Here is a 26,256-nt window from a genome sequence, read left to right on the forward strand (position 1 = left end):
GGGGGGGGGCTGGGGCGGGGGGGGGCCGCGGGCGGGGGGGGGGGGGGGGGGGGGGGGGGGGGCGGGGGGGGGGGGGGGGGGGGGGGGGGGCGGCCGGGGGGCCCCCCCCCCACCACCGTACGCATCCGGCTTCGAAAGGCCGATATCCATGACTCGTCCGTCCGGACGCCGCCCCGCCGTGCCGCCGGGCCTGCTGCGCCGCCTACCGGCCGTGCTCGTCGGCCTCGGCACGGCGCTGCTGCTGGTCAGCGCCCCGATCGGTGGGCCGGAGAGCGGCTCGCCGCGGGCAGCGGCGCGGCCGCCACAGCCGCTGCCCGCCGCGCCCACGGTCGGATCCCGGCCGGCCGGCGAACGGGCCCAGCCGGCGGCGATCAACATCCCGACGATCGGCGTCCGCTCGCCCCTGGTCGACCTCGGCCGAAACCCGGACGGCACCCTGGCCGTGCCCGACGACTACCAGGTCGCCGGCTGGTACGCCAATGGGACCATGCCGGGCGAGGCCGGCGGGGTGCCCGCCGTGATCGTCGGGCACGTGGACTCCACCACCGGCCCCGCCGTCTTCTACCGCCTGCGGGACCTCACAGTGGGCGACGACATCCAGGTCCGGGACATCGCCGGTGCCGTCACGTATTTCACCGTCTACCGGCTGGCCGAGTACGCCAAAGACGACTTCCCGGCCCGCGAGGTCTACGCCCCCCGCGACGCGGCAGAGCTGCGCCTGATCACCTGCACCGGGCGGTTCGATCGGCGGGCCGGCAGCTACCGGGACAATCTCGTCGCGTATGCGCGGCTGGCCGGCGGTCGGTCATGAGCGGCATGCGTGGTCGGGTCCGGGCCGCCGTCGACCGGTTCAAGCTCCACCGGCTGCCGGTCGTGCTGCTGCTCACCGGTCTGGTGCTGCTCGTCGGCACGCCGCTGGTCTCCACCCAACTGCCCGGGGCGCGCCGACCGGCACCGGAGGGCGCCGGTCAGGATGCCGGCGCCGGGCACCGGGCCGGCAGCGCCCGGGAGAGAGCGATCGACGCGGCGCAGCGGCGCCTGCGCGACCTGCCGAAGGACTGGCCGACCTGGGCTCGGCTCGGCTCGGCCTACGTCGAACAGGGGCGGATCACCGCCGACCCCTCGTGGTACCCGAAGGCGGAGGGTGCGCTGCGCCGCTCCCTCGACCTGAACAGCTCCACCAACTGGCAGGCCATGGTCGGGATGGGTGCGCTCGCCAACGCCCGACACGACTTCGCCGCCGCCAGGGACTGGGGGCGCCGGGCGGAGCGGATCAATCCGCAGGCCGGCAGCGTGCACGGCGTCCTGGTCGACGCGTACACCCAGTTGGGCGACTACGAGCAGGCCCGCGCCGCCGTGCAACGGATGCTCGACGTCGACCCCGGCGTGCCCTCGTTCACCCGAGCCTCGTACGACTTCGAACAGCACGGCCAGGTCACCGAGGCACGCGAGGCGCTCACCCGCGCCCTCGCCGAGTCGCCCGACCCCGCCGACACCGCCTTCTGCCGCCGCTACCTCGGCGAGTTGGCGTTCAACAACGGCGACCCGGCGGAGGCGCTGCGCCAGTACGACGCCGGTCTCGCCGCCAACCCCGCCGACCCGCAGTTGCAGGCCGGTCGGGCGAAGGCCGCGGCGGCGCTCGGCCGTACCGCCGACGCACTGGCCGGCTACGCGCGGGCCGTCCAGGCGCTGCCGCTGCCTGAACTGCTGATCGAGTACGGCGACACTCTCAGCACAGCCGGACGAGCCGCCGAGGCCCGGCGGCAGTACGACCTGGTCACCGCCGCCCGCGACCTGCTCACCGCCAACGGGGTCGCCGACCACCTCACCGCGGCGACCTACCTGGCCGACCACGGGAAACCCGCCGAGGCGCTGACCGAGGCGCAGGCCGAGTGGGCATCGCGGCACAGCGTGCTGGCCGCCGACGCGCTGGCCTGGGCGCTGCACCGCAACGGCCGCGACGCGGAGGCGCTCGACTACGCCGACCAGGCAACCCGGCTCGGCTGGCGCAACGCCACCTTCTACTACCACCGCGGGGTGATCCGGCACGCCCTCGGCGACCGCGACCGGTCCCGGGACGACCTGCGGCTGGCTCTGCAGATCAACCCGCACTTCGACATCCGGCAGGCGCCGGCCGCCCGCGACCTGCTCGACTCGCTCGGCGGGCCACGATGAACCGGCATCCCCCGGTGCGACGGCGTGCCCTGGCCCAGCCGTCCATCGGGGCGAGCCGGCGTGCCGCCCCGAGACGGCTGCGCTGGCTCCCCGCGTTCGCGCTGACCACGATCGCGGTCACCGCGGCCCTGGGCGTCGCCGCGCCGGCGGCCGCGCACCCGCTGGGCAACTTCAGCGTCAACCACTTCCACGGCCTGAGCCTGTATGCCGACCGGATCGAGGACCTGGCCGTGGTCGACGAGGCGGAGATTCCGACCCTGCAGCAACGGGGCACGGTCGACCGGGACGGTGACGGCCAGGCCAGCGCCGTCGAGCAGGCCGCATACGCGCGCGCCACCTGCCAGCAGCTCGCCGCCGACCTGCACGTGGACGTCGCCGGCCACAGCGGGACCTGGGCGGTCACCGGGAGCAGCTTCGCCTACCGGCCCGGCGCGGCGAACCTGCCGACCGGACGCACCGAGTGCCGGCTCACCGCCGTGGCCGACCTGCGCGAGTCCGCCGTCGTGCGGGTCGCCGACCGGTTCCGCGCCGACCGGGTGGGTTGGCACGAGATCACCGCGGTCGGGCACGGCATCGACCTCGCCGATCCACCGGTGCCGGCCACCAGCATCAGCGATCAACTCCGCCGCTACCCCGAGGATCTGCTCTCCTCCCCGCTGGCTCAGCGGTCGGTGGAGTTGCATACCACCGGGGCGGGCGCCGGCGCCGGGCCGGCCCGGCAGTCGACCATTCCGCTGGCCGGTCCGGTCACCCGGATCATGGGCGCGCTCGGCAACCACCTCAACGCCCTCGCCGGCGCCGACCAGCTGACCCCGCTGGCCGGCACGCTCGCGGTGCTGCTGGCACTGCTGCTCGGGGCGGGCCACGCGGCGCTTCCCGGTCATGGCAAGACCGTCATGGCCGCCTACATCGCCGGCCGGCGCGGCAGCTACCGGGATGCGATCGCGGTGGGCGCCACCGTCACCGCGACGCACACCGCCGGCGTGCTGGTGATCGGGCTCCTGCTCACCACGGCCACCCGCCTGGCCGGGGAGGATCTGCTCGGCTGGCTCGGCGTGGTCAGCGGGCTGCTGATCGCCGCCGTCGGCGCCGGCCTGCTCCGCTCGGCGCTGGCCCGAACGACCGCGTCCCCGGTCGAATCCCGCCGGGCCCTCGCCACCGTCGGCGCGCTCGATCCTGACTCCGCCGGACCGAATGGCGGACAGACCGGCCACGGCCACGCGCACCACCACGGGAGCCACGGGCACGAGCACGGCCATCAGCACGGGCGCGGGCACCATCGCCACGGGTCCGGCAGGGCCGGGCTCTGGGGATTGGGGATCGCCGGTGGGATCGTGCCCAGCCCATCCGCCCTGGTGGTGCTGCTCGGCGCTGTCGCACTGGGCCGGACCTGGTTCGGCGTGCTGCTCGTCGTGGCGTACGGGGCCGGGATGGCGGCGACCCTCACCCTGGCCGGGCTGCTCCTCGTCCACCTGCACCGCCGGTTCGTCGGGCGACTGGCGTACCGGATGGGTGGCTGGTCGGCGCGGCTCGCGCGAGCGACGCCGCACCTCACCGCGACCCTGGTCCTCGTGGTGGGGCTCCTCCTCGCCCTACGAGCGGCCGGCCCGCTTCTTCACGTCTGGACCTGACGGACACCGCCCTCCCGTCAGCAGCCGATGACCCAGTAGCTGGGGCCGGTCTGCTTGAGGGTAGTCGTGTAGAAGGTGTTGTAGAGGCCCATCTTCTGGTTGCTGCCCAGCGCGTAGGCGTAGCCGCCGGACTGGTACGCCCGGCCGGCGGTCACGTGCGCGTAGTTGCTGGCGGTGACGCAGACCGGCGCGGCGGTCGGGGACGGCGACGGCGAGGGGGATGCGGTCGCCGTCGGGCTCGGGCTGGGCGTCACCCCGCCGTCGAGGCCGAAGAAGAGGGCGTCCCGGTAGGTCGAGCAGATGGTGTCCAGGAAGTACGCCGCCGCGGTCCCGCACTGGTCGGTGGCCGCACCGGGGTCGACCGGCGTGCCGTGGCCCATCCCGGCGACCCGGTAGAGCCGGACCTGGTCGTTGCCGTACACCTCGAGGCTGGTGCCGGCGGGCAGCGAGGCGGTGCTGGTCGGGGTCTGCGAGACGCCCAGCACATTCGTCCACTGGTCACGCGACTCGGCCGCGTTCAGCGGGGCGACCGTGGTGTCCGAGGTGCCGTGCCAGATGACCACCCGGGGCCGTGGGCCGACGTAGCCGGAGTAGGCGTTGCGGACCAGGTCGCCCCACTGGGCCGGGGTCTTGTCCACGCCGGGGTTCATGCAGCTGTACGCGCTGGTGGTGTCCGTCGCGCACCGGTAGGGCAGGCCGGCGATGACCGAGCCGGCGGCGAAGACGTCGGGGTAGGTGGCGAGCATGACCGCGCTCATCGCCGCACCGGCCGAGAGGCCGCTGACGTAGACCCGGGCGGCGTCGATCGCGTAGTTGGTCTTCGCGTAGTCGACCATCTGCTTGATCGACAGGGCCTCGCCCTGGCCCCGGGCGGTGTCCCCGGTCTGGAACCAGTTGAAGCAGGAGCTGGAGTTGTTGGCCGACGACTGCTGCGGCACGATCAGCGCGAAACCCCACAGGTCGGCGTACTTCTGCCAGCCGGAGTTGGCGAAGTAGCCGGCGGCGTTCTGCGTGCAACCGTTCAGCAACACCACCGCCGGCGCGTTGGCCGGCAGGCCGTCCGGCCGGTACGCGTACATGGCGAGGTTGCCCGGGTTGGAGCCGAACCCGGTGACCTGGGTGAGCGTGGCGGCCTGCGCGGGCAGGGCGACGGTGAGCACCGCGGCCGCGGCCAGCACGACCCCGGCCGCCGCCCCGGCGAGCCGGGTGAAGAGGGATGACGAGCGACGCACGGCGACCTCCCTGGTGGCGGAATGTGAACTGGGTCACCCATGAGTTGCCGAGACGTTACGTCCGCGTTTCATCGCCCGGAATGGCCGCCGCTCACACATTCACGAACACCGAAGTGTTGCCCGCCACATGAGGAAAGGTTCCGTGTCTGACCGGCGTGTCCGGGTCCGGTTGGTAACGTCCGCTCCGTGCCGTCCTCCCCGTCCCTGGCCCCCGGCCAGTCGCCCGCGCCTGCGCCCGTCACCCGGGACCGCCGGGCCGACCTGGTCGTGGTGCTCGCCGCGCTGGCCCTGGCGTTCTGGGTGACCAGCGGCATGTGGTGGGACCCGAACAGCCGGACGATCACCGTCAACTCCAGCGACCAGGCGCTCTTCGAGTGGCTGCTGGCCTTCGGCGGCCACTCGGTCAGCCACGGGGAGAACCCGTTCTTCACCCACCTGATCAACGTCCCGCACGGGGTGAACCTCGCGGTCAACACCTCGATCACCGTGTACGCGGTGGCCTTCGCACCGCTGACGTACCTGATCGGGCCACCCGCGACCTTCCTGGTGATCCTCACCCTCAACCTGGCCGCCACCGCGGTGGCCTGGTACTGGCTGCTCAGCCGGTACCTGGTGAGCAGCCGGCTGGCCGCCGGGGTGGGCGGGCTCTTCATCGCCTACTGCCCGGCGATGGTGTCGCACGCCAACGCCCACCTGAACTGGACCGCCGGCTGGCTGGTGCCGCTGCTGATCTGGGGCGTGTTCCGGTTGCGCCGCCCCGGCCGGGCGGTGCGGGGCGGGATCGTGCTCGGCGTGCTGGTCGCGGTCGCCTTCTCGATCGCCGCCGAGGGGCTCTTCTTCACCGCCCTGGCGGTCGCCTTCTTCCTGCTGCTCTGGGCGCTGCACCCGGCCCGCCGGGCCGAGGCCCGCGCCGCGCTGCCGAGCTTCCTGCGCGGGCTGGGGGTGACCGCGCTGGTGGCCGGGGTGCTGCTCGCGTACCCGCTGTGGCTGCACTTCGCCGGGCCGCAGCGGTTCCACGGCACCGGCTTCGACCCGCTGATCCACTCCGAGGACATCGCCGCGTACGGGTCGTTCCCGCGCCGGTCCCTCGCCGGCTGGGCCGGGCTGGGCACCTCGCTGGCGCCCAACCCGACCGAGGAGAACTCCTTCTTCGGCATTCCGCTGCTGCTGCTCGCGGTCGGCTGCTTCGTCTTCCTCCGGTCCCGGGCCGACCGGGCGTTCCGAGCCACCCTCACCGCGCTCGGCGTCACCGCCGTGGTCTTCGCGGTGCTCTCCTGGGGTCCCAAGGCCAAGTGGGACGGCCGGCGCACCGACCAGCTCCTGCCGTTCGGGGTGCTGGACAACCTGCCCGTGATCAACGCGGCCCTGCCGTCCCGGCTGGCCCTGGTGGTCGCGCCGGTGATCGGCCTGCTGCTGGCGTACGCGGTCGACGAGCTGCGTGCCCGGCCGCCCCGGCACCGCGCCACCGGCGTGGCCTGGGCGATCGGCTTCGCCGTCGCGCTGCTGCCGCTGCTGCCCACCCCGCTGCTGACCAGCGTGCGGGAGCCGATCCCGGCGTTCATCACCAGCGGCACCTGGCAGCGATACGTCTCCCCCGGTGGGGTGCTCACCCCGTTGCCGCTGACCATCGACGTCTACCCGGACGGCCAGCGCTGGCAGGCGTACGCGCTGGCGCACCGGCAGGGCGAGTTCCGCATCCCGTCCGGCTTCTTCCTCGGCCCCGGCGGACCGGAGGGCCGGGGGCGGATCGGGCCGGTGCCGCGGACCTTCGACTCGCTGATGGACCAGGCCGGGCGGACCGGCCTGCCGCCGATCATCACCGACGGCAGCATCAAGCAGTCCCTGGCCGACCTGCACTACTGGGGCGTCGAGACGGTGGTGCTGGCCGACCGGGTGCACGGCGCCAAGTTCGACGTCGACGAGGAGGCGCTGCGCCGCACCGCCACCGCCATCCTGGGGCCACCCGAACGGGTGGACGACGTCTGGGTCTGGCGGGTCCCGCCGGCCTGACCTCCGAAGCGACGAGGCTCACGGAGCTCACCCGGGGCCGACGGGACTAGGCTGGACGGGTGAGTGTGACGACTTCCGGGCTGACCGCCGTCCGTGCCGGTGTGCTCGACTACCAGGCCGCCTGGGACGAGCAGCGCCGGCTGCACGAGGCCGTGGTGGCCGGCGAGCGCGGCGACACCGTGCTGCTGCTGGAGCACCCCAGCGTCTACACCGCCGGCAAGCGGACCGAGCCGTGGGACCGCCCGATGGACGGCACCCCCGTGATCGACGTGGACCGCGGCGGCAAGATCACCTGGCACGGGCCGGGGCAGCTCGTCGGCTACCCGATCGTCCGGCTGCCCGACCCGGTGGACGTGGTCGCGTACGTCCGGCGGGTCGAGCAGATGCTGATCGACGTCTGCGCCGAGTTCGGGCTGACCGCCGGCCGGGTCGAGGGGCGCAGCGGCGTCTGGGTGCCGGAGGACGACCGGGGGCCGGCCCGCAAGGTGGCCGCGATCGGCATCCGGGTAGCCCGGGGCGTGACCCTGCACGGCTTCTCGATCAACTGCGACTGCGACCTGACGTACTACGACCGGATCGTGCCGTGCGGCATCCGGGACGCGGGCACCACCTCGCTCACCGCCGAGCTGGGTCGCCCGGTGACGGTCGCCGACGTGCTCCCGGTGGTCGAGCGGCACCTGCCCACCCTGGTGACGGTCCAGGACTGACCGGGTGCGGATCGACCTCGTCACCCTCGTCGTCGCCGAGTACGACCCGGCGATCGCCTTCTTCACCGAGCTGCTCGGCTTCGAGTTGGTCGAGGACAAGCCGTCCCTGACCAACGACGGCCGGCCGAAGCGCTGGGTGGTCGTCCGGCCGCCGGGCGGCGGGACCGGGCTGCTGCTGGCCCGCGCCGACGGCGAGCGGCAGGAGGCCGTGGTCGGTGACCAGACCGCCGGCCGGGTCGGCTTCTTCCTCCAGGTCGACGACTTCGACGCCACCTACCGGCGGATGCGGGAGGCGAACGTCGACTTCGTCAGGCCGCCGCGCACCGAGCCGTACGGCCGGGTCGCGGTCTTCCGCGACCTCGAAGGCAACCCCTGGGACCTGCTCGGCCCCGCCTGACCCCCGAAAGGACCCCCCTTGACCGACGTGCTGTCGACGCAGCAGCAGATCGCTGAGGAACTCCAGGTGCCGGCGGGCTTCGACGCCGCCGCGGAGATCGAGCGACGGGTCGTCTTCCTCGCCGACCGCCTGGTCGACACGGGCCTGACGACGCTGGTCCTCGGCATCAGCGGCGGCGTGGACTCCACCACCGCGGGGCGGCTCTGCCAGCTCGCCGTGGAACGGGCCCGCGAGGCCGGCCACCCGGCGACCTTCGTCGCGATGCGGCTGCCGTACGGGGCGCAGGCCGACGAGCACCACGCCCAGGCGGCGCTCGAGTTCATCCGGGCCGACCGGGTACTCACCGTCGACGTCAAGCCGGCCAGCGACGCCGCCCTGGCGGCGCTGGAGGCGGCCGGGCTGACCTTCCGGAACGAGGCCCACCAGGACTTCGTGCACGGCAACATCAAGGCCCGGCAGCGCATGATCGCCCAGTACGCGGTGGCCGGGGCGGCCGACGGGCTGGTGGTCGGCACCGACCACGCGGCCGAGGCGGTCACCGGCTTCTTCACCAAGCACGGTGACGGGGCGGCGGACCTCGTCCCGCTGACCGGGCTGACCAAGCGGCGGGTGCGGGCGCTCGCCGCGGCGCTCGGCGCCCCCGCCGAGCTGGTGGGCAAGGCGCCGACCGCCGACCTGGAGACCCTGGCCCCGGGCCGGCTCGACGAGGACGCGCTCGGCCTGGCGTACGAGCACATCGACGACTACCTGGAGGGTCGGCCGGTCCCGGCGGAGGTCGAGGCGGCGCTGGTGGCCCGCTACCGGGCCACGGACCACAAGCGCTGCCTGCCGATCGCGCCCTAGGCGCTGATCCGCGCCCGCAGCCACGGTTCGTAGAGCACGATCGTGCCGCCGATGCCGGCCCCGATCACCGTCTCCACGCCCCGGTCGAAGAGCAGCTGCCCGGCCGGGCGGGCCACCACGAGCTGCCCCATGAGCAGGGCCATCGGGGTGAGGAACAGCAGCGCAAGGCCGTAGTTGCGCCCCACCAGCAGCTCGGTGGCGATCTGCAGCACCGCCACGACGACCACGGTGGCGTACGGCGACAGGTGCGGCGCGAGCAGCGCCGCGCTGGTCAGCAGCCCGAGCAGCGTGCCGAGGATCCGGTGCGCGGCGCGGACGAGCTGGGCGGTGACGCCCTCGGCGCTCAGCGGGGCGACCGCCGCGATCATCGCCCAGTACGGGTGGCCGATCCCCACGGCGGTCGCCGTGCCGCCGGCCAGCAGCGCGGCGAGGGCGTACCTGGCCGGCTCCCAGGTCCACACGTGCGCCAGCCGGGCCGGCCGGCTCCGCTGCCCCCGGACGAGGCTGCCCACGTTGCCGACCAGCAGCGCGAACAGGCTGCTGAGCCCGGCCACGGCAGCGGCGACCGGCACGTCCGACACCGCGTGCGGGGCCGCGGCGACCGTGCCGAACGCGAACACCAGGAACAGCGGCCCCGGCGGGTGCCAGTCCTGCGCGGCGGCGAGCACCGCGCCCAGCGACGCGACGGCCGCGGCGACGAGCACGGCCACCCACGCCCGGGACGCCAGCGCCCCGACGAGCACGCCGAGGACGGTCGACCCGGTGAGCGCCGCCCCGGCGCTGGCCTGCATGGCCGCCCGGGACAGGTGCACGTGGTTGCGGCCGTAGAGCGAGGTGAACGCGCCGAACACCGCGTACACGGACCAGCCCGGGCGGCCGGCCGCGAGCACCGCGAGCAGCGGGACGAGGACGCTGATCCCGGCTCGCAGCGCGACCCGGTGGGCGCCCCGGACCGGGCGGACATGCAGCAAGCCCCGCAGCGTCGCCCGGAGCTGCTCGCCCATCCCGCTCCTCACTCCCCCGGTGGCCCGACGGCCACCCTCCGACGGTCGTCGGCCACCGGGGGTACCCGGATGTCGGGCGTGATCACCCGGTCACGGCGTGAGCCGGTGCAGGTCGCGCGGGAAGGCGGTCACCTCCCGGACGTTGGCCGCGCCGGTGAGCCGGGCGACGAAGCGTTCCAGCCCGATGGCGAAACCGCCGTGCGGCGGCATGCCGTGCCGGAACGCGTCCACGTAGCCGGCGTACGGCTCGACCGGTTCGCCGCGCGCGGCGAGGGCGGCCAGGTAGTCCTCGTACCGGTGCAGCCGCTGCCCGCCGGTGACCAGCTCCATCCCCCGGAACAGCAGGTCGAAGCCGTTCGAGTAGGCCGGCCGGGCCGGGTCCGGGTGGGTGTAGAAGGGCCGCTTCGCCATCGGGTACCCGGTGACGAAGAGGAAGTCGGAGCCGTGCTCGCTCCGCGCCCACTCACCCAGCGCCCGCTCGTGCGCGGGGGCGAGGTCCGGCTCGTCGGCCGGCGCCCCGGCGATCTTCAGCGCCTCGGTGAAGTGCACCGCCGGGATCTCGGCGGGTACCTCGGGCGCCGCCACCCCGAGGGTGTCCAGCGCTCCGCCCGCGCGCTCCCGGACCGCGCCCAGCATCCCGGCCAGGACGTCGCGCAGCACCCGCATCACGTCCCGGTGGTCCGCCACGAAGCCCAGCTCGACGTCGAGCGAGGTGTACTGGGCCAGGTGGCGAACGGTGTCGTGCGGCTCGGCCCGGAACACCGGCCCCACCTCGTACACCCGCTCGAAGACGCCGACCATGAGCTGCTTGTAGAACTGCGGCGACTGGGCCAGGTACGCGGGCCGGCCGAACCAGTCCAGCGCGAAGACGTCCGCCCCGCTCTCGGTGGACGAGGCGACCACCTTCGGGGTGTGGATCTCCACGAACCCGCGGGCGTCCAGGGCGGCCCGGAAGCCGGCCACACTCGCCGCCGAGATCCGCAGCGCCGCCGAACGGGTCGGATGGCGCAACGAGGTCGGGGCGTGGTCGAGCTGGGTGGGCAGGCTGGCGGTGAGCGCCGGTCGGTACAGGTCGAACGGCGGCGGCACGGCGGGCGGGCCCAGCGGTCGTACCGTCGGGTCGGTGAGCTCGACCCCGGCGGGGGCGGTGGCGTTCGCCACCACCGTGCCGGTGACCTCGACGACGGTCTCCTCCGGGAGCGCTTCGACGGCGGCGCGCACCTCCGGGTCGGTGACCACCACCTGGGCCAGGCCGGCGGCGTCCCGGACGATCAGGAAGGCCACCGACTTGAGCAGCCGGCGGCGGTGCACCCAGCCGGCGATCCGGACGGTTTCGCCGACATGGGGGCTGAGCTGGGTGGAAAGGATGCGTTGCACGGCGGTTACCTCCTCGATCAATCGCAACGCGATCCCCGGGAGGTGTGGGCGAGCGGGATCCTCGCGGTGCCACCACACCTTCGCCCCCGCCGAAGCGGGAGCCTCGTTCGTCGCCCGTGACGGGGGCCAGCCGGCGGGGTCTACTGGGCGGCGGGCCGCTGTTCTTCCCGCAGCTCGGGAGGGTCTTCACGCCCCGGCGCCAGACCGCCTCTCAGCAACCGGCGGCTCTCTGCACTGGCGGGTCGGCGCGCTACTCGGCTCCGTCGCAGCTCTGCCGCGCACGCTAGCACCCCGGCGCGGACTTTGTGACGCCCCTTTTTCGCCTCAGGTGTCCGGTGTCACAACGTCTGCGGCGTGACGCCGGTCGCCCGACGTTCATCGACGGCCACCGACCGGCGTAGGCTCGGTTTCGTGACGATCGAGCACTCCGCGCCGACGACTGAGCAGGCAGCGCGCACCGCGACTGTCGCCCCCGAGGGGCGACGCATGCTGCGGATCGAGGCGCGCAACGCCGAGACGCCGATCGAGCGCAAGCCGCCGTGGATCAAGGTCAAGGCCAAGATGGGGCCGGAGTACACCCAGCTGCGCGGGCTGGTCTCGCGCGAAGGGCTGCACACCGTCTGCCAGGAGGCCGGCTGTCCCAACATCTACGAGTGCTGGGAGGACCGCGAGGCCACCTTCCTCATCGGTGGCGACCAGTGCACCCGGCGCTGCGACTTCTGCCAGATCGACACCGGCAAGCCGGCCGAGTTCGACGCCGACGAACCCCGCCGCGTCGCCGAGTCGGTCGCCGCGATGGGCCTGCGCTACGCCACCATCACCGGTGTCGCCCGCGACGACCTGCCCGACGGCGGCGCCTGGCTCTACGCCGAGACGGTCCGGCAGATCCACGCCCTGCAGTCCGGCTGCGGCGTCGAGCTGCTGATCCCCGACTTCAACGCCGTCCCGGAGCAGCTCGCCGAGGTCTTCGGCGCCCGCCCCGAGGTGCTGGCGCACAACGTGGAGACCGTGCCCCGGATCTTCAAGCGGATCCGGCCGGCGTTCCGCTACGACCGCTCGCTCGACGTGATCCGCCAGGCCCGCGCCGCCGGCCTGGTCACCAAGAGCAACCTGATCCTCGGCATGGGCGAGGAGCGGGCCGAGGTCTCCCAGGCGCTGCGCGACCTGCACGAGGCCGGCTGCGAGCTGATCACCATCACGCAGTACCTGCGCCCCTCCCCCCGGCACCACCCGGTCACCCGCTGGGTCAAGCCGGAGGAGTTCGTCGAGCTGCGCGAGGAGGCCGAGGAGATCGGCTTCGCCGGCGTGATGAGCGGCCCGCTGGTCCGCTCGTCGTACCGGGCCGGCCGGCTCTACCAGCAGGCCCTCGCCGCCCGCGAGGGAGTCGTCGCCGCCGGCTGAGGCTGGCCACGACCGCAGCGCAGGCCGCGTGAACCCGCCGGCTGAGGCCGGACGGGGTCGTATGCCGCGTCCCGCACCGCCGGCCGCCGCCCGGATGCCATGATCGCAGGGATGATCGCCGGGGTACGCCAGGAGCCACGCGAGGTTCACCGCCCGCGCACGCCTTGGCGTCCCCGGCTGCCCGTGCTGCTCGCCCTGCTGGTCGGACTGGCCGGGGTCGGGTACCGGCTGGCGCTGCTGGTCGCCGACGCCCCGCCCACCAACAGCGACGAGGCGACCATGGGGCTGGCCGCCCTGCACATCGCCCGGGGCGAGGACTTCCCGGTCTGGTTCTACGGGCAGGCGTACATGGGGACGCTGGAGGCGTACCTCGCCGCGCCGCTGGTCGCGCTCGCCGGCCCGTCGGTGCTCGCCCTGCGGCTGCCCACCCTGGCGCTCTACGCGCTCTTCCTCGCCCTGTCCTGGCGGCTCAGCCGCCGGCTCGGCGGAAATGCCTGGTTTGGCCTGCTGGTCGTCGCCTTCCTCGCCCTCGGCTCGGACCGGGTGGTCAAGAACCAGCTCATCGCCGGGGGCGGCTATCCCGAGCTGAACCCGGCCGGGGTGGCGCTGGCTCTGCTGACCGTCGGGCTGTGCACCGGCGGGTCGAGGGCGCGGCTGGCCCGCTGGGCGGCTTGGGGCCTGGTCTCGGGGCTGATGCTCTGGGTCGACCCGCTGGTGCTGCCGTACGTCGTCGGGACCGGCGTGGTGCTGGTGGCCTGGCGGCGGCGGGAGTTGGCCGGCCGGGCAGGGCTCGTCGTGGCGGGCGCGCTGCTGCTGGGGGCGGCGCCGATGCTGGTGGACAGCCTCCAGCACGGCCGCAACCCGCTCACCGCCGTCCTCGGGGCCAGCGGCGGGGAGGCGGCGGCGAGCTGGGGCGAGCGGCTGTACGGCGGGCTGGTGCTCGGGCCGCCGCTGGGCATGGGCTTCTGTTCGCCGAGCCACTGCGCCGGCTGGCAGCTCTGGTGGGCGATCGCGCTCCCTCTTTTGCTGCTGCTCGCGGTGTTCGCCGCCTGGCGCACCCTGCGCATGCCGGTGGTGCCTGCCGATCTTGGACCGATGTCGCTCACCGGGAGCCGTCCAGAGTCCGGCGACAATCCCGGCGGCGCGGAGGGGCGGCGGGTGTCGGCGGCGGTGCGGCTGGCGCTGCTGGGCGGGGCGGCGGTGGTGCTGGCGGCGTACACGGTGAGCAGCGCGGCCGGGCGGACCCCGGTGGAGAGCGCCCGCTACCTCTCCTGCCTGGCGGTCGCCACGCCCGCCCTGCTGTGGCCGCTGTGGCGGACCGTGCGGCGGGCCGGCCTCCGCTCTCTGGCGGCGGTCGCCGTGCTGACCGCGATCCTGGGCACGGCGGGGGTCGCCACCGCCGGGGCGATCGCCAAGGCGCCGGCCAGCCATGCCGAGGCCGATCGGCACCGGGCGCTCGTCGACGCCCTCGGCGCGCTGGACGTGCGGCACGTACGCGGCGGCTACTGGACCTGCAACCGGCTCACCTTCGCCACGGGCGAGGACGCGGTCTGCGCGGTGGTCGACGACGAACTGCGCCCCGGCTACGACCGCTGGCCCGCGTACCGGCGGGCGGTGGCGGGCGATCCCGGCGCGGCCTGGGTCGCGCCGGTCGGCTCACCGCTGGCCGCCCGGCTCGACCGGCAGGTCGGCCCCGACCAGGGCGCGCTCGACGTGGTCACCGTCGCGGGCTGGCGGATCTACCTGCCTCGCCGCTGATCGGGCACGGTCGACGCCGGCGGATCCAACAGGCCGAGGCGGTGGGCCAGCGCGGCCGCCTGCACCCGGTTGCTGACGTCCAGCTTGGCGATGATCCGGGACACGTGCACGCTGGCCGTCTTCGGCGAGATGAAGAGCTGCTCGGCGATCCGGCTGTTGCTGTGCCCCTCGGCGACCAGCCGCAGCACCTCCTGCTCCCGGCTGGTGAGCAGGTCGGGGCCGGGACGGCCGGCGCCGCGCAGCCCGACCCGCCGGGCCAGGACGGCGACCTGCTCGCCCAGCGGCGTGGCACCGAGCCGGGCGGCGACGTCGCCGGCCTCGCGTACCGCGTCGGCGACGGTGTCCCGCTCGCCGGCCGCCGCGGCCGCCTCGGCCAGTCCGAGCAGGGCACGTCCCAGCGGGTACGGCTGCCCGGTGGCCCGCCACGCCTCCACCGCCGCCCGCCAGGCCGGCAGCGCCGCGTCGGCGCGGGCCAGGATCGCGGCGACCTGGGCGGCGTGCGCCTGTTCCGCCGGGTAGCGGACGGGCAGGGCGGCGGCGACCGCGGACACCTCACCGGCCAGTTCGGCGTCGCCGACCAGCGCGGCGGTCCGCGCCACCGCACTGAGCACCGGCCATCCCTCGCGGGGCAGGTCGACCAGGCGCTCGTCGGCGAGCGCGGCGTGAGCCGCGCGTACCGCCTCGACCTTGTCGTCGGCCGCGAGGGCGGCCTCGATGCGCAGCTCGTGCAGGGGCAGCCGGTGGTTCGGCCAGAGGTACGGCCGGGCCAGGAAGGCCAGCGCCCGGCCGACCAGCTCGTCGGCGGCGGGGTGGGCCCGCGCCAGCCGCAGCCCGGCCCGGAGCTGGAGCCAGTGCAGCCCGGAGACGCCGGGCGGGTCGATCCGGGCCGCCTCGGCGCAGGCCGCGTCGGCCTCGTCCCAGCGGCCCAGGGCGATCAGCGCCTCGGCCCGGTTGGACAGCAGGTACGCCCCGGTGGACCGGCTGATCCCCACCCGGCGCGCCTCGGCCACCCCGACGTCGGCAGCCTCCGCCGACTCGGCGTACCGGCCCAGCTCGTAGAGCACGTCGGAGAGGTGGACCAGGGCGCTGACCAGCGCCGGCGCGTGGCCGGTGGCCCGGGCCTGGGCCTCCGCCCGGCGCAGCTCGGCCAGCCCCAGGTCGGGGGCCTTGTCGGTGCGGCAGAGCAGGGCGATCCGGGTGGGCAGCAGGGGCACGTCCACGCCGACCGCCTCGGCGGCGGCCATCGCCTCGGCGGCCACCGAGGCGGCCTGCTCGGGGTCGATCTTCACCAGGTGGGCCGCGATGTCGGCGAGCAGCTGGACCCGCTCCGGACCGTCCGGGACCCCGGCCGCCAGCCGGTACGCCTCCCGCAGCTCCGTGGTGCCGTCGCTCTTACCGAGCACGGCGAGCAGCCGCCCGCGCTGGTCGTGCAGGCGGGCGGCGCGCAGCGGCTCGGCGTCGATATCCACCTCGGCCAGGGCGGCCCGGGTGAGGGTCAGCGCCCGGTTGTAGTCGCCCGCGGTGGTGGCCGCGGCCAGGGTCTCCTCCAGCACCGCCAGGTGGTCCATGCCGAGCCGGTCGGCGGCGTCGGGCACCAGCTCCCACAGTTCGAGGACCCGCTCCAGCAGCCGGCTCTGCTCGGCGTACGCGTACCGGTCGGCCGCGGCGCAGGCGGCGACCCGGGCGGCGAGCAGGGCGCGCGGGTGGTCGTGCGCCGCGTACCAGTGGTGGGCGATCTCGGCCGGGGCGCGACCGGCGGCCACCAGGTGCGGTTGCGCCTCGATGGCGGCGGCGTACCGGGCGTGCAGCCGGGCGTGTTCGCCGGGGAGCAGCTCGTCGTGGACGGCCTCGCGGACCAGGGCGTGCCGGAACTCGTAGTCGCCGTCCGGGTCGGCCACCACGAGCTGGGCGGCCACCGCGGACCGCAGCGCGTCCTCCAGCTCGTGCTCGGGCAGGCCGGCGACCTCGGCGAGCAGCTGGTGGGCGAAGCGGGTGCCGCCGGCGGCGGCGATCCGCAGCACCCGCTGGGCCGGCTCGGGCAGCCGGTCCACCCGGGCCAGCAGCAGGTCGCGCAGGGTCTCCGGCAGCGCGGCGCAGCCCACCGGGTCGCCGGCGGCGGCCAGCTCCTCGATGAAGAACGGGTTGCCCTGGGTGCGCCCGTGCACGTCGTCGACGGCGCGGGCGGCCGGTTCGGCGCCCAGCAGGTCGGCGAGGATGGCGGCGGTGCCGTCCCGGTCCAGCCGGGCCAGCTCGACCCGGTCCACCCCACGGGCCCGGTCGAGCTCGGCGAGGAAGGGGCGCAGCGGGTGGCCCCGGTGCAGCTCGTCGGTGCGGTACGTGCAGACCAGCAGCAGGCGGGCGGCGCGGGCGGCCCGGACCAGGAAGCCGATCAGGTCGCGGGTCGACCGGTCGGCCCAGTGCAGGTCCTCGATCACCAGCACCAGCGGCCGCTCCTCGGCGATCCGCTGGAACAGGTCGGCGACCAGGTCGAACAGGTAGCCGCGCGGGGTGTCCGAGACGGGCAGGCCGGTCGGTGCGGCGACCCCGGCCGGCACTCGGGCCAGCTCCGGCAGCAGCCGGGCGAACTCCGCCTCGTACCCGGCGAAGGCGGCCGGGCCGTCGCGGCGCAGCACCTCGCGCAGCGCGGCGGCGAACGGCGCGAAGGGCAGGCCGGCCTCGCCCAATTCCAGGCATTGGCCGACCAGCACCCGCGCCCCGGCCCCGCCGGCCTGGGCGCCGAACTCCTCCAGCAGCCGGGTCTTGCCGACGCCGGCCTCGCCGCCGACCAGAACGGTGGCGGGCTCGCCGGAGCGGGCCCGGCCGAGCGCGCCGCGCAGGCTGGTCAGCTCCTCCTGGCGGCCGACGAGGACGGTGCTGGCGGCTCGTACGGTCACGCCGTCGAGCATGCCATGACGACCGGCCGTACCGTCCCGGCCGGCCGGCCGGTCCCCGGGGCCGCCCGCCGGTCCGGCCGCCCCCGTGGCGGCCGGGCCGGCGCCGGCCGGCTCCCGTCCGGCCGGTCCGGGCGCGCCGCCGGGCGGCGGCGGCACCGGGCCGGCCGGAAGGGTCGAGGGTGGGATGCGCTCCCGGCCGCCCGTGGGCGGCGCGGCGAGCGTGGTCACCGGCGGCCCTCGACGGTACGGGCGGCGTCGTGCCGCCGGCTCAGCCAGCTCCGCGGGTGGCGGCGGGGCAGCGACCGGGCGAGCCGGTCGCGGGCCGCGTCGGCCTGGAGCTCGGAGGCGTGGCTGCGGTGAATGGAGAGCAGCAGGTCTGCGTCGTTGCCGAACATCTCGGTTCCCCTGTCGTGCGGTGTCGTTTCGCTGTCGACACTGACTCTCCGCGCGAAGGTGGCCCCGGAGCATGGGTCCGCCGCCTGATCTTCGCCCGCTCCCCCTCCTTACTCGGGGGCCTCAGCGGGCCGGTGGCGGCGTAAGGTACTCAGCCGCGCGGCGGAGGGGCAGCCACGGATCAACCGGGCGCCGGGCGACCACTAGACTCTGCGGCATGGCAAAGCCCCAGGAGAAGGTCTCGTTCGGCCAGCGGCTGAAGCAGATCGGGATGGTGTTCCAGTTCACCGCCAAGCAGGACCGGTGGTTCGCGCCGCTGACCGCGGCCGCGGTGCTGATCCCGCTCGCGCTCACCGTGGTCGCGGTGATCCAGTGGGGCTGGCTCTGGCTGCCGCTCGGCATCCTGTTCGCCCTGCTCGCCGTGCTGATCGTGCTCAACCTGCGGTCCAACAAGGCGATGATGACCGCCGCCGAGGGGCAGCCCGGCGCGGCGGCGCAGATCATGGAGAGCATGCGCGGCGACTGGCGGGTCACCCCGGCCGTCAGCTCCACCACCCAGATGGACATGGTGCACCTGGTGCTCGGCCGCCCCGGCGTGATCCTGCTGGCCGAGGGGAACCCGCAGCGCGTCCGGGTCCTGCTCGGCCAGGAGAAGCGCCGGCTGGCGAAGGTGATCGGCACGGCCCCGCTGCACGACTACGTGATCGGGCAGGGCGACGACGAGCTGCCGATCCGCAAGCTGCGGACGACCCTGATGCGGCTGCCCCGCACCCTCTCGCCGAAGGACGTCAACGCCCTCGACAAGCGGCTCAAGGCGCTCACCGCCCGCCCGCAGATGCCCAAGGGCGCGATCCCGAAGAACATGCGGCCGCCGCGGGGCGCGTTCCGCCAGACCCGGGGTCGCTGACCCCCGTCGTACGCGAGCAGGAGCCGGTCCCGTGCGGGGCCGGCTCCTTCGTCGTGGGGCGCGGGTCAGCGGCGGGCGGGGCGGGGTGCGTCGACGATGACCGAGCCGGTGAGGCGGTCGTGCAGGCCGCGTCGGTGCTCGTCCATGATCAGGGCCGGCACGACGAGGGCGAGCAGGGCGCCGCGCAGCAGCGCGCGGACCAGTCCGATCCGGCCGCCGTCGGCCCAGGCCACGCAGCGGATCCTGGTGACGTACATGCCGGGGGTCTGCGCGAACAGGCCGAGGAAGAAGCCGTACTCCAGGATCAGCACCAGCACCGGGGCCCAGCCGTCCCGGGCCGGATCGGCGAAGAGGTTGGAAACCAGCAGGCAGAGCACCCAGTCGATGACGAGCGCGCCGAAGCGGCGGCCGAGGCTCGGGGGTGTGAAGGCGGGGTCCGCGGCGGGCGGCACCGGTACGGCGGCGGATTCGGTCACAGCGGTCAAGGGTAGTCAGCCGCCCCTCCGGTACTCGCGGCACGGCGGCGACCAGGGGTGTCGGTCACTGCCCGGGTACGCCGGATCGACACGGACCGGGAAATCGGACCAAAGCCATCAATTAGCGACACACCAGCCTAGCGGGTATCGTCCGAACGGAGGCTCCACGGCGGCTGAGCGGCCCGGATGTCGCTCCGCGAGGGACGTAACACGGCGGAAACAGAGGAGACACGGCCGGGCAACCCCACCGCCATAGCGTCGCCAGGAGCCAGCTACCGGAGTGGACCTGCCAGGAGGACGTGTGTTCGCCAATCCCGAGGAACTCCTGCGATACCTCAAGAACGAGGACGTGAAGTTCGTCGACGTACGTTTCTGTGACCTGCCCGGCGTGATGCAGCACTTCAACCTGCCGGTCGAGTCCGTCGACGACGCGCTCTTCACCGACGGCCTCGCGTTCGACGGTTCGTCGATCCGTGGCTTCCAGGCGATCCACGAGTCGGACATGCTCCTGCTCCCCGACGTCGCGACCGCCTTCATCGACCCGTTCCGCGCGCAGAAGACCCTCGCGCTGAACTTCTTCATCCACGACCCGTTCACCCGCGAGGCCTACTCTCGGGACCCGCGGAACGTGGCGAAGAAGGCCGAGGCGTTCCTGGCGGCGAGCGGCATCGCCGACACCGCCTACTTCGGCGCCGAGGCGGAGTTCTACATCTTCGACTCGATCCGCCACGAGACCTCCGCCCACCAGTCGTTCTACTACATCGACTCGATCGAGGGCGCCTGGAACTCCGGCCGGGAGGAGGAGGGCGGCAACCGCGGCTACAAGACCGCGTACAAGGGCGGCTACTTCCCGGTGCCGCCGGTCGACCACTACGCCGACCTGCGCGACAGCATCGTCCGCCGCCTGGTCGACACCGGCTTCACGGTGGAGCGGTCGCACCACGAGGTCGGCACCGCCGGCCAGTCGGAGATCAACTACAAGTTCTCCACCCTGCTGCACGCCGGTGACCAGCTCCAGCTCTTCAAGTACATCGTGAAGAACGAGGCCTGGGCGAACGGCAAGACCGCCACCTTCATGCCGAAGCCGCTCTTCGGCGACAACGGCTCCGGCATGCACACCCACCAGAGCCTCTGGCTGAACGGCGAGCCGCTGTTCTACGACGAGACCGGCTACGCCGGCCTCTCCGACAACGCCCGCTGGTACATCGGCGGCCTGCTGCACCACGCGCCGTCGCTGCTGGCCTTCACCAACCCGACGGTGAACTCCTACCGCCGCCTGGTGCCGGGCTTCGAGGCGCCGGTCAACCTGGTCTACTCGCAGCGCAACCGCTCCGCCTGCACCCGGATCCCGGTCACCGGCAGCAACCCGAAGGCCAAGCGGGTCGAGTTCCGGGTGCCGGACCCGTCCAGCAACCCGTACCTCGCCTTCTCGGCGATGATGATGGCCGGCCTGGACGGCATCAAGAACAAGATCGAGCCGCCGGCGCCGATCGACAAGGACCTGTACGACCTGCCGCCGGAGGAGTGGGGCGACGTCAAGCAGGTGCCGGGATCGCTGCCGGAGGTGCTCGACGCGCTCGAGGCCGACCACGACTACCTGCTCGACGGCGGCGTCTTCACGCCGGACCTGATCTCCACCTGGGTGTCCTGGAAGCGGGCCAACGAGGTCGACCCGGTGCGCCTGCGCCCGACCCCGCACGAGTTCGCCATGTACTTCGACTGCTGAGCCGATAACCATCCGACCAGGGATTACGCGCTCTGCGCACCCCCTGCGCACCACCTGGCCACATCCGACGGGCCATCGGTTGCCGTTCCGTACGTGCGACCGATGGCCCGTCGTGCTCGCTGTGGGACCACGTGGATGGGCGGTATTGGCGAACCTCACGGGACGTGCGACTCGGCCGAACGGCGGACGAAGATGCCCCGGAGATCGAACGAAGATCAGGTAACCTGCTCCCGTTTCCGCACCCCGAGCAAGGATGCCTCGTGCCCCCAGCCGCGCCCACTGTCGCGCTTCCCAGCCAGCCCCTCGCCGCCGCTGGTCACCACGGGCAAGGGCCCGCGGAGAACCGCTTGTACATACTCGACCTGCTGCGATTCCTCGCTGCCCTCTCGGTCGTCGGCTACCACGTCTTCGTCGACAACGGCCGGTTGTGGGGAATCGGCGTCTGGGCACATTGGCCACTGCTGGGACAGATCTTCACGTACGGCTGGATCGGGGTCGAGTTCTTCTTCGTCATCAGCGGCTTCGTCATCTGCATGAGTTCCTGGGGCCGGTCGGTGTCCGAGTTCGCCATCTCCCGGGTGGCCCGACTGATGCCCGCCTATGTCTTCGCCGTGCTGTTCACCGGCGCGATGCTCACCCTCTTCCCCTTGGCCGAGGGGCGACCGGAGCCGTCGCACGTGATCATCGACCTCACCATGCTGCAGCAGTTTCTCGGCGTGCCCAGCATCGACAACGTGTACTGGACGCTGTTTGTCGAACTCAAGTTCTATCTGATCTTCACGGCGGTGATCGCGTTCGGCGTGACGTACCGTCGGGTGGTCATGTTCTGCGCGGCCTGGCTCGTTGCCAGCCTGTTCGCGCTCAACACCCACTCGCCTCTGCTTACGGCCGTCTTCGAGCCGCGCTACTCGGCGTACTTCGTCATCGGCATCACGCTGTACCTGATGTACCGATTCGGGCAGAACCTGGTGCTGTGGGCGATGCTCGGGGTGTCCGGCGCCATGGCACTCTCGTCGCTCATCGGTAGGGTCGCAGACCAGAACCAGGGCCGGCAGATCGACAAGATCGAAATTGCGGTGGCAGCCCTGTCCGTATTCCTCCTCATCATGCTCGGTGTGGCGCTCGGCTGGTTCGACTGGGTGCGCTGGCGAGGGTTCGTGGTGATGGGGGCATTGACCTACCCGGTCTATCTGCTGCACATGCGGTTCAGCCGGGTGATGCTGAGCCGGCTCGGCGACGACATCCCGTTCTGGCCGATGTTCGCGCTGATCCTTGGCACCGTCCTGCTCCTCGCGTACCTGGTACACCGCTTCGTCGAGCGACCGTTGTCCCGCGTGCTACGTCAGCGGTTGCGGGACGGCCTCGCGGAGATCAGGGCGGCCGAGCCAACCGCCGTGCCCGCCCGCGCGGTGCCACAACAGCCCCGGTAATCAGTTCGTGGACTGCTGAATCTCGACAGGCACGGCCGGGCCAGCTCCGTGATCGCGGGGCCGGCCCGGCCGTTTGCGCACGCCCTCAGCGGGCGAGCAGGGCGTCCAGCTTGGTGAAGGAACTCCCCCAGCCCTGCTCGGCGCCGGACCGGATCTCCGGCGCGAACGGGCCCTGGCGCAGCACCAGCCGGGTCCGGTCACCGGGCTCGTCGTGGAACTCCAGCCGCAGGGTGAGCCGGGTGCCGTCGGGCAGGCCCGGTACGCCCTGGGCCTCCTCGTAGCCGACCAGTAGCTCGTGCTCGACCACCTCGCTGAAGATGCCGTCGGCCGGCGAGGTCATGGCCGGGTCCTCGTCGTTGACCATGACGAAGCGCTGGTGGCCGCCGACCCGGACGTCCATGTCGACGGTGTCGCGCGGCACCGACCAGCCGACCGGAGCGAACCACTGGGCGAACTGGTCCGGGTCGGTGAACGCGCGCCAGACCAGCTCGCGCGGCGCGTCGAAGACGCGGGTGATGACGAGCTCCTGCATCGTGGCCTCGGTCATGGTGCTTTCCTCTCTCGTGTCGCCTGTTCGGCCCGCATCCGCTTGAGGTGTGCGTCGAGCCGGTCGAAGTTGGCGTCCCAGAACTGCCGGTAGCGCTCCATCCAGGCCGTCGCCTCGCGCAACGGCTCCGGGTTGAGGCTGCTGGAGCGCCACTGCGCGCTCCGGCTCCGGGAGATCAGGCCGGCCTGCTCGAGCACCTTCAGGTGCCGGGAGATCGCCGGGAGGCTAATCGCGAACGGCTCGGCGAGCTCCGAGACGGTGGCGTCCCCCTCAGCCAGCCGGGCGAGGATCGCCCGGCGGGTCGGGTCCGCCAGCGCCCCGAAGATGACGCTGAGTCGGTCCGCCGCCATTGCTTAACCACCTCTTTAATTAACGGATGCGTTAAACATAGAAGCCAGAGCGGGCCACGTCAACCAGGTCGGGAAATTCAGCGGGCGCGCCGGGCCAGGCCGGCCCGGACCGCGGCCACCGCGACCGCCACCACCAGCGCGGTCATCAGGATCGCCCCCGGCGCCTTGCTGAACCGGGCCAGGTTGCTCCCGTCGGGCAGCACGAGCACCGCGGCCACCGCGCAGGGCGCCACGAACCACACCGTACGGGCCGGCGACAGCGTCGCCACCGCCAGCAGGGCCAGCGGCCAGGTCGCGTACCAGGGGTGGAAGACCGGGGCCAGCAGCACGGTGGCCGCCAACGCCAGGCCCGCCCCGGTCAGCGTCACCCGGGGGCGAGCTACCGCCAGCCGGACCACCCGCTGCCGGACGTCGTTGAGCCGGCGCAGCGCCGTCCAGGCCCACCACCAGAGCGCGACCAGCAGCACCAGCAGCACCGCCAACGCGACACCCCGGACCACCGGCACGGCGTGCGGCTGCCGACCGAGCAGGGTCCCCGCGTAGTCGATCACGAAGCCCACCGCGGTCGGCGGCGAGGTCCACTGCTGCGAGTCTCCGCTGCGACCCACCCCCGCCACCCAGCCCAGCCCGAGCCCGGTGGCCAGCGAGGTAACCACGAGCGTGCCCAGCACCGCCCCGGCCAGCCAGCCGCCGTCCCGCAGCAGCGCCCGCCACGTGTAGCGACCGAGCACCGCGGCGAGCGCGGCGAACGGGAGCACCACCACGGCGACCGCCTTCACCGCCACCGCGAGACCCAGCAGCACCCCGGCCACCAGCAGCGCGCGGGTCTTTCCGGGCCGGCGGACCAGCACCAGCAGGCCGAACAGGACCAGCCCGAGCCCCACCGCGTCGTTGTGCGCGCCGGCGACCAGATGCACCCCGACCAGCGGGCAGGCCAGCCCCAGCCAGGCCGCCCGCCGGGTCGGCACCCCGCAAGCCCGGGCCAGGCCGGGCAGGCAGAGCGCGGCCAACAGCACCCCGGCCACCGCGACCAGCCGCAGCAGCACGACCGCCCCGACCAGGCCGCCCCCGGCCAGCACCGCCAGGCCGGCCAGCAGGACGAAGAACGGACCGTACGGCGCCGGGGTGTCCCGCCAGATCGGCGACACCGCGTCCGTCCAGGGGCAGCCGGCCGCCGCCACCCCGACCCGGTACGGATCCGCGCCGTGCGCCCACGACCAGCCCTGACAGACGTACGAGTAGACGTCCCGGCTGCCCAGCGGCGGCGCGACCAGCAGCGGCAGCAGCCACAGCCCGGCGGTCAGGTACGCCCACCGGGCGGACGGCGCGCCCCAGCGCAGCGACCACCAGGCGCCCACCAGCAGCACCGTGCCGACCAGCCAGCAGCCGAGCACGCCCGGCCCGTGCGGGGCGCGCCACACGTCGGCGAGGCGGGTGGTGAGCGGAGCGTCGGGCAGCGCGCCGCCCAGCCAGCCGGCGACCGCCAGCAGCACCGCGCCGACGAGCCCCGCGTACCGGGCGAGCGCGGCGGCGACCGGCCGGACCGGCCCGTCGGGCTCGCTCACCGGCACCTCTCCTCAGTCGGCTCCTCGGTTGACGGTGGCCGGCCGGGGGACCGCCCGAGCCGACCGTACCAACCGGACCACCACCACGATCACCAACAGCGTCATCAGGGGCGCACCGGGCATCTTGGTCCACCGGGGCAGGCCGGTGCCGTCCGGCAGGATCAGGAACGACCCGACGACGGCGACCACCAGATACCACTTCTCCCGCAGGGCGGCGGTCGCGGCGAGGATGGTCAGCGGCCAGATCCAGTACCAGGGGTGCACCACCGGGGACAGGGCCACGGTCAGGGCCAGCGCCAGCCCCGCGTGGTACAACGGGTCCCGGTTCCGGGCCCGCCACCACAGCCACACCAGCAGCACGGCCAGCAGCACCACGGCGATCCCCCGGGTCACCGGGAGCGCGTCGACGTGCGCCCCGAACAACGCGGCGACCTGGCCGATGGTCTGCCCGACCGCGGTCGGCGGTGAGGTCCACGCGATGGCCACGCCGCCCTGCGACAACCCGCCGACCCAGCCGAAGTCCAGGCCACCGCCGAAGGTCACCCCGACGACGGTGGCGGCGGCCGCGCCGACCACCCACCCGCCGTCGCGCACCAGCGTCCGGATCGAGTACCGCCCGACCATCGCCGCCAGCGCGGCGAACGGCACCACGACCAGGGCGGTCGGCTTGATCGCGACCGAGAGACCGAGCAGGACTCCCCCGGCCAGCAGCGGACCGGGCCGACCCGGGTGGGACGCCACCACGGCCAGCCCCGCGACCAGCGCCCCGACCATGAGGGCGTCGTTGTGCGGGCCGCCGATGAGGTGCATGGCGACCAACGGGCAGGCCAGCGCCAGCCACACCGCCCGCTCGGCCGGCACACCGCAGCGCCGGGCGAGCACCGGCAAGGCGTACGCGGTGAGCCCCACGCCGGCCAGGCTGAGCAGGCGGAACAGCACGATGCTGGCGGTCAGCGAGCCGGTCGCCTTGACCACCGCGCCGGCGAGCACCAGGAAGAGTGGGCCGTACGGGGCCGGGCTGTCCCGCCAGATGTACGAGACGGTGTCCAACCACGGACAGGGCAGCGCCGACACCCCCTGCTCGTACGGGCTGATCCCGGCGGCGTAGCTGGCCCCCTGGCACGCGTACGCGTAGACGTCCCGGCTGCCGAGCGGCGGCGCGACCAGCATCGGCAGCAACCAGAGCCCGGCGGTGACCAGCGCCCAGCGGACCGAAGGCACCCGGTCGCGCAGCGACCACCAGGCCCACACCAGCAGCGCGGCGCCGACCAGCCAGCAACCGAGGATCACCGGCCCGTGCGGGCCCTGCCAGATGCCGACCGGCGTGGGGCGCAGGTTGCCGTGCGGGAACGCGCCGCCGAGGAAGGCGGCCACGGCGAGGAGCACCGAGCCCGCCAGGCCGGTCCAGCGCGAGAGGTGGTGAGACACCCCGT

Annotated in this window: 22 protein-coding genes; 12 read left to right on the forward strand and 10 right to left on the reverse strand. The window is 73.8% G+C overall.

All coding sequences use genetic code 11. The annotated features are described in order from the left end of the window. The first annotated feature begins 148 nt into the window (after positions 1-148). The 3 genes from ACFYOS_RS23255 to ACFYOS_RS23265 are packed head-to-tail and all read left to right on the forward strand — an operon-like array spanning position 149 to position 3,806. Positions 149-811, forward strand: coding sequence for a class F sortase (locus ACFYOS_RS23255; protein WP_387145239.1), 663 nt, complete (start codon positions 149-151; stop codon positions 809-811). Next, positions 808-2,175: a tetratricopeptide repeat protein gene (locus ACFYOS_RS23260; protein WP_387145242.1), complete on the forward strand. Its 1,368-nt coding sequence runs from the start codon at positions 808-810 to the stop codon at positions 2,173-2,175. Before ACFYOS_RS23255 ends, ACFYOS_RS23260 begins: the two co-directional genes overlap by 4 nt. A gap of 14 nt (positions 2,176-2,189) precedes the next feature. After that, the gene (locus ACFYOS_RS23265; protein ID WP_387145245.1) at positions 2,190-3,806 is read left to right on the forward strand and encodes a hypothetical protein; all 1,617 of its coding nucleotides are present in this window, start codon (positions 2,190-2,192) and stop codon (positions 3,804-3,806) included. 17 nt (positions 3,807-3,823) lie between these two features. Here ACFYOS_RS23265 and ACFYOS_RS23270 read toward each other — a convergent pair whose 3' ends face one another. Continuing rightward, a complete protein-coding gene (locus ACFYOS_RS23270) occupies positions 3,824-5,038 on the reverse strand; it encodes a PHB depolymerase family esterase (RefSeq protein WP_387145248.1) in 1,215 nt (404 codons plus the stop codon). 186 nt (positions 5,039-5,224) lie between these two features. Here ACFYOS_RS23270 and ACFYOS_RS23275 point away from each other — a divergent pair, with 186 nt between their 5' ends. From ACFYOS_RS23275 to nadE, 4 genes are read left to right on the forward strand one after another with little or no spacing between them, the layout of a single operon-like run. Then, on the forward strand, positions 5,225-7,048 hold the full coding sequence (locus tag ACFYOS_RS23275; RefSeq protein WP_387145251.1) for a DUF2079 domain-containing protein: 1,824 nt from the start codon (positions 5,225-5,227) through the stop codon (positions 7,046-7,048). 59 nt (positions 7,049-7,107) lie between these two features. Next, positions 7,108-7,755, forward strand: a complete 648-nt coding sequence (lipB, locus tag ACFYOS_RS23280; protein WP_387145254.1) for a lipoyl(octanoyl) transferase LipB — start codon at positions 7,108-7,110, stop codon at positions 7,753-7,755. A gap of 4 nt (positions 7,756-7,759) precedes the next feature. Continuing rightward, entirely contained in the window at positions 7,760-8,152 is a 393-nt protein-coding gene (locus ACFYOS_RS23285) for a VOC family protein (RefSeq protein WP_387145257.1), read from the forward strand. Positions 8,153-8,179: 27 nt separating this feature from the next. Further along, positions 8,180-8,995 carry an ammonia-dependent NAD(+) synthetase gene (gene nadE, locus ACFYOS_RS23290; protein ID WP_387145377.1) on the forward strand — a complete coding sequence of 272 codons (816 nt, stop codon included), beginning with the start codon at positions 8,180-8,182 and terminating at the stop codon, positions 8,993-8,995. Here nadE and ACFYOS_RS23295 read toward each other — a convergent pair. Both ACFYOS_RS23295 and aspS read right to left on the reverse strand, forming a co-directional pair. Further along, positions 8,992-9,999 (reverse strand): FUSC family protein, encoded by a 1,008-nt coding sequence (locus tag ACFYOS_RS23295; RefSeq protein ID WP_387145260.1) that lies wholly within the window; start codon positions 9,997-9,999, stop codon positions 8,992-8,994. The genes nadE and ACFYOS_RS23295 overlap by 4 nt on opposite strands. A 90-nt stretch (positions 10,000-10,089) precedes the next feature. After that, the gene (aspS, locus tag ACFYOS_RS23300) at positions 10,090-11,376 is read right to left on the reverse strand and encodes an aspartate--tRNA(Asn) ligase (RefSeq protein ID WP_387145262.1); all 1,287 of its coding nucleotides are present in this window, start codon (positions 11,374-11,376) and stop codon (positions 10,090-10,092) included. A 354-nt stretch (positions 11,377-11,730) separates the two neighbouring features. Here aspS and lipA point away from each other — a divergent pair, with 354 nt between their 5' ends. Further along, positions 11,731-12,777, forward strand: coding sequence for a lipoyl synthase (lipA, locus tag ACFYOS_RS23305; protein ID WP_387145264.1), 1,047 nt, complete (start codon positions 11,731-11,733; stop codon positions 12,775-12,777). Positions 12,778-12,888: 111 nt separating this feature from the next. Next, a complete protein-coding gene (locus ACFYOS_RS23310; RefSeq protein WP_387145267.1) occupies positions 12,889-14,535 on the forward strand; it encodes a DUF423 domain-containing protein in 1,647 nt (548 codons plus the stop codon). Here the strand turns inward: ACFYOS_RS23310 and ACFYOS_RS23315 are convergent. Next, positions 14,517-17,657 (reverse strand): AAA family ATPase, encoded by a 3,141-nt coding sequence (locus ACFYOS_RS23315; protein WP_387145270.1) that lies wholly within the window; start codon positions 17,655-17,657, stop codon positions 14,517-14,519. The two genes, ACFYOS_RS23310 and ACFYOS_RS23315, sit on opposite strands and share 19 nt — an antisense overlap. Next, a complete protein-coding gene (locus tag ACFYOS_RS23320; protein ID WP_387145273.1) occupies positions 17,654-17,824 on the reverse strand; it encodes a hypothetical protein in 171 nt (56 codons plus the stop codon). The genes ACFYOS_RS23315 and ACFYOS_RS23320 overlap by 4 nt, the downstream gene beginning before the upstream one ends. A 215-nt stretch (positions 17,825-18,039) precedes the next feature. Between ACFYOS_RS23320 and ACFYOS_RS23325 the strand changes: the two genes are divergently transcribed. Beyond that, positions 18,040-18,729 carry a DUF4191 domain-containing protein gene (locus ACFYOS_RS23325; protein ID WP_387145276.1) on the forward strand — a complete coding sequence of 230 codons (690 nt, stop codon included), beginning with the start codon at positions 18,040-18,042 and terminating at the stop codon, positions 18,727-18,729. A gap of 65 nt (positions 18,730-18,794) precedes the next feature. Here ACFYOS_RS23325 and ACFYOS_RS23330 read toward each other — a convergent pair whose 3' ends face one another. After that, a complete protein-coding gene (locus ACFYOS_RS23330) occupies positions 18,795-19,205 on the reverse strand; it encodes an RDD family protein (RefSeq protein WP_387145279.1) in 411 nt (136 codons plus the stop codon). A 301-nt stretch (positions 19,206-19,506) separates the two neighbouring features. On the opposite strand from ACFYOS_RS23330, the gene glnA reads away from it, so the two are divergent. After that, positions 19,507-20,931 carry a type I glutamate--ammonia ligase gene (gene glnA, locus ACFYOS_RS23335; protein ID WP_387145282.1) on the forward strand — a complete coding sequence of 475 codons (1,425 nt, stop codon included), beginning with the start codon at positions 19,507-19,509 and terminating at the stop codon, positions 20,929-20,931. A gap of 260 nt (positions 20,932-21,191) precedes the next feature. Continuing rightward, the gene (locus ACFYOS_RS23340; RefSeq protein WP_387145285.1) at positions 21,192-22,361 is read left to right on the forward strand and encodes an acyltransferase family protein; all 1,170 of its coding nucleotides are present in this window, start codon (positions 21,192-21,194) and stop codon (positions 22,359-22,361) included. Between the two features lie 85 nt (positions 22,362-22,446). On the opposite strand, the gene ACFYOS_RS23345 is transcribed toward ACFYOS_RS23340, so the two are convergent. From ACFYOS_RS23345 to mptB (ACFYOS_RS23360), 4 genes are all read right to left on the reverse strand, one after another. Then, positions 22,447-22,908 (reverse strand): SRPBCC domain-containing protein, encoded by a 462-nt coding sequence (locus tag ACFYOS_RS23345; RefSeq protein ID WP_387145288.1) that lies wholly within the window; start codon positions 22,906-22,908, stop codon positions 22,447-22,449. Next, positions 22,905-23,258, reverse strand: a complete 354-nt coding sequence (locus ACFYOS_RS23350; protein ID WP_387145291.1) for an ArsR/SmtB family transcription factor — start codon at positions 23,256-23,258, stop codon at positions 22,905-22,907. The genes ACFYOS_RS23345 and ACFYOS_RS23350 overlap by 4 nt, the downstream gene beginning before the upstream one ends. A 77-nt stretch (positions 23,259-23,335) precedes the next feature. Then, positions 23,336-24,823, reverse strand: a complete 1,488-nt coding sequence (mptB, locus tag ACFYOS_RS23355; protein WP_387145293.1) for a polyprenol phosphomannose-dependent alpha 1,6 mannosyltransferase MptB — start codon at positions 24,821-24,823, stop codon at positions 23,336-23,338. A gap of 12 nt (positions 24,824-24,835) precedes the next feature. Then, complete coding sequence (mptB, locus tag ACFYOS_RS23360; protein ID WP_387145295.1) at positions 24,836-26,251, reverse strand: polyprenol phosphomannose-dependent alpha 1,6 mannosyltransferase MptB; 1,416 nt, start codon at positions 26,249-26,251, stop codon at positions 24,836-24,838. Positions 26,252-26,256 lie beyond the last annotated feature (5 nt).

The organism is Micromonospora sp. NPDC005806, from assembly GCF_042871425.1.
Taxonomy (GTDB): Bacteria; Actinomycetota; Actinomycetes; order Mycobacteriales; family Micromonosporaceae; genus Micromonospora.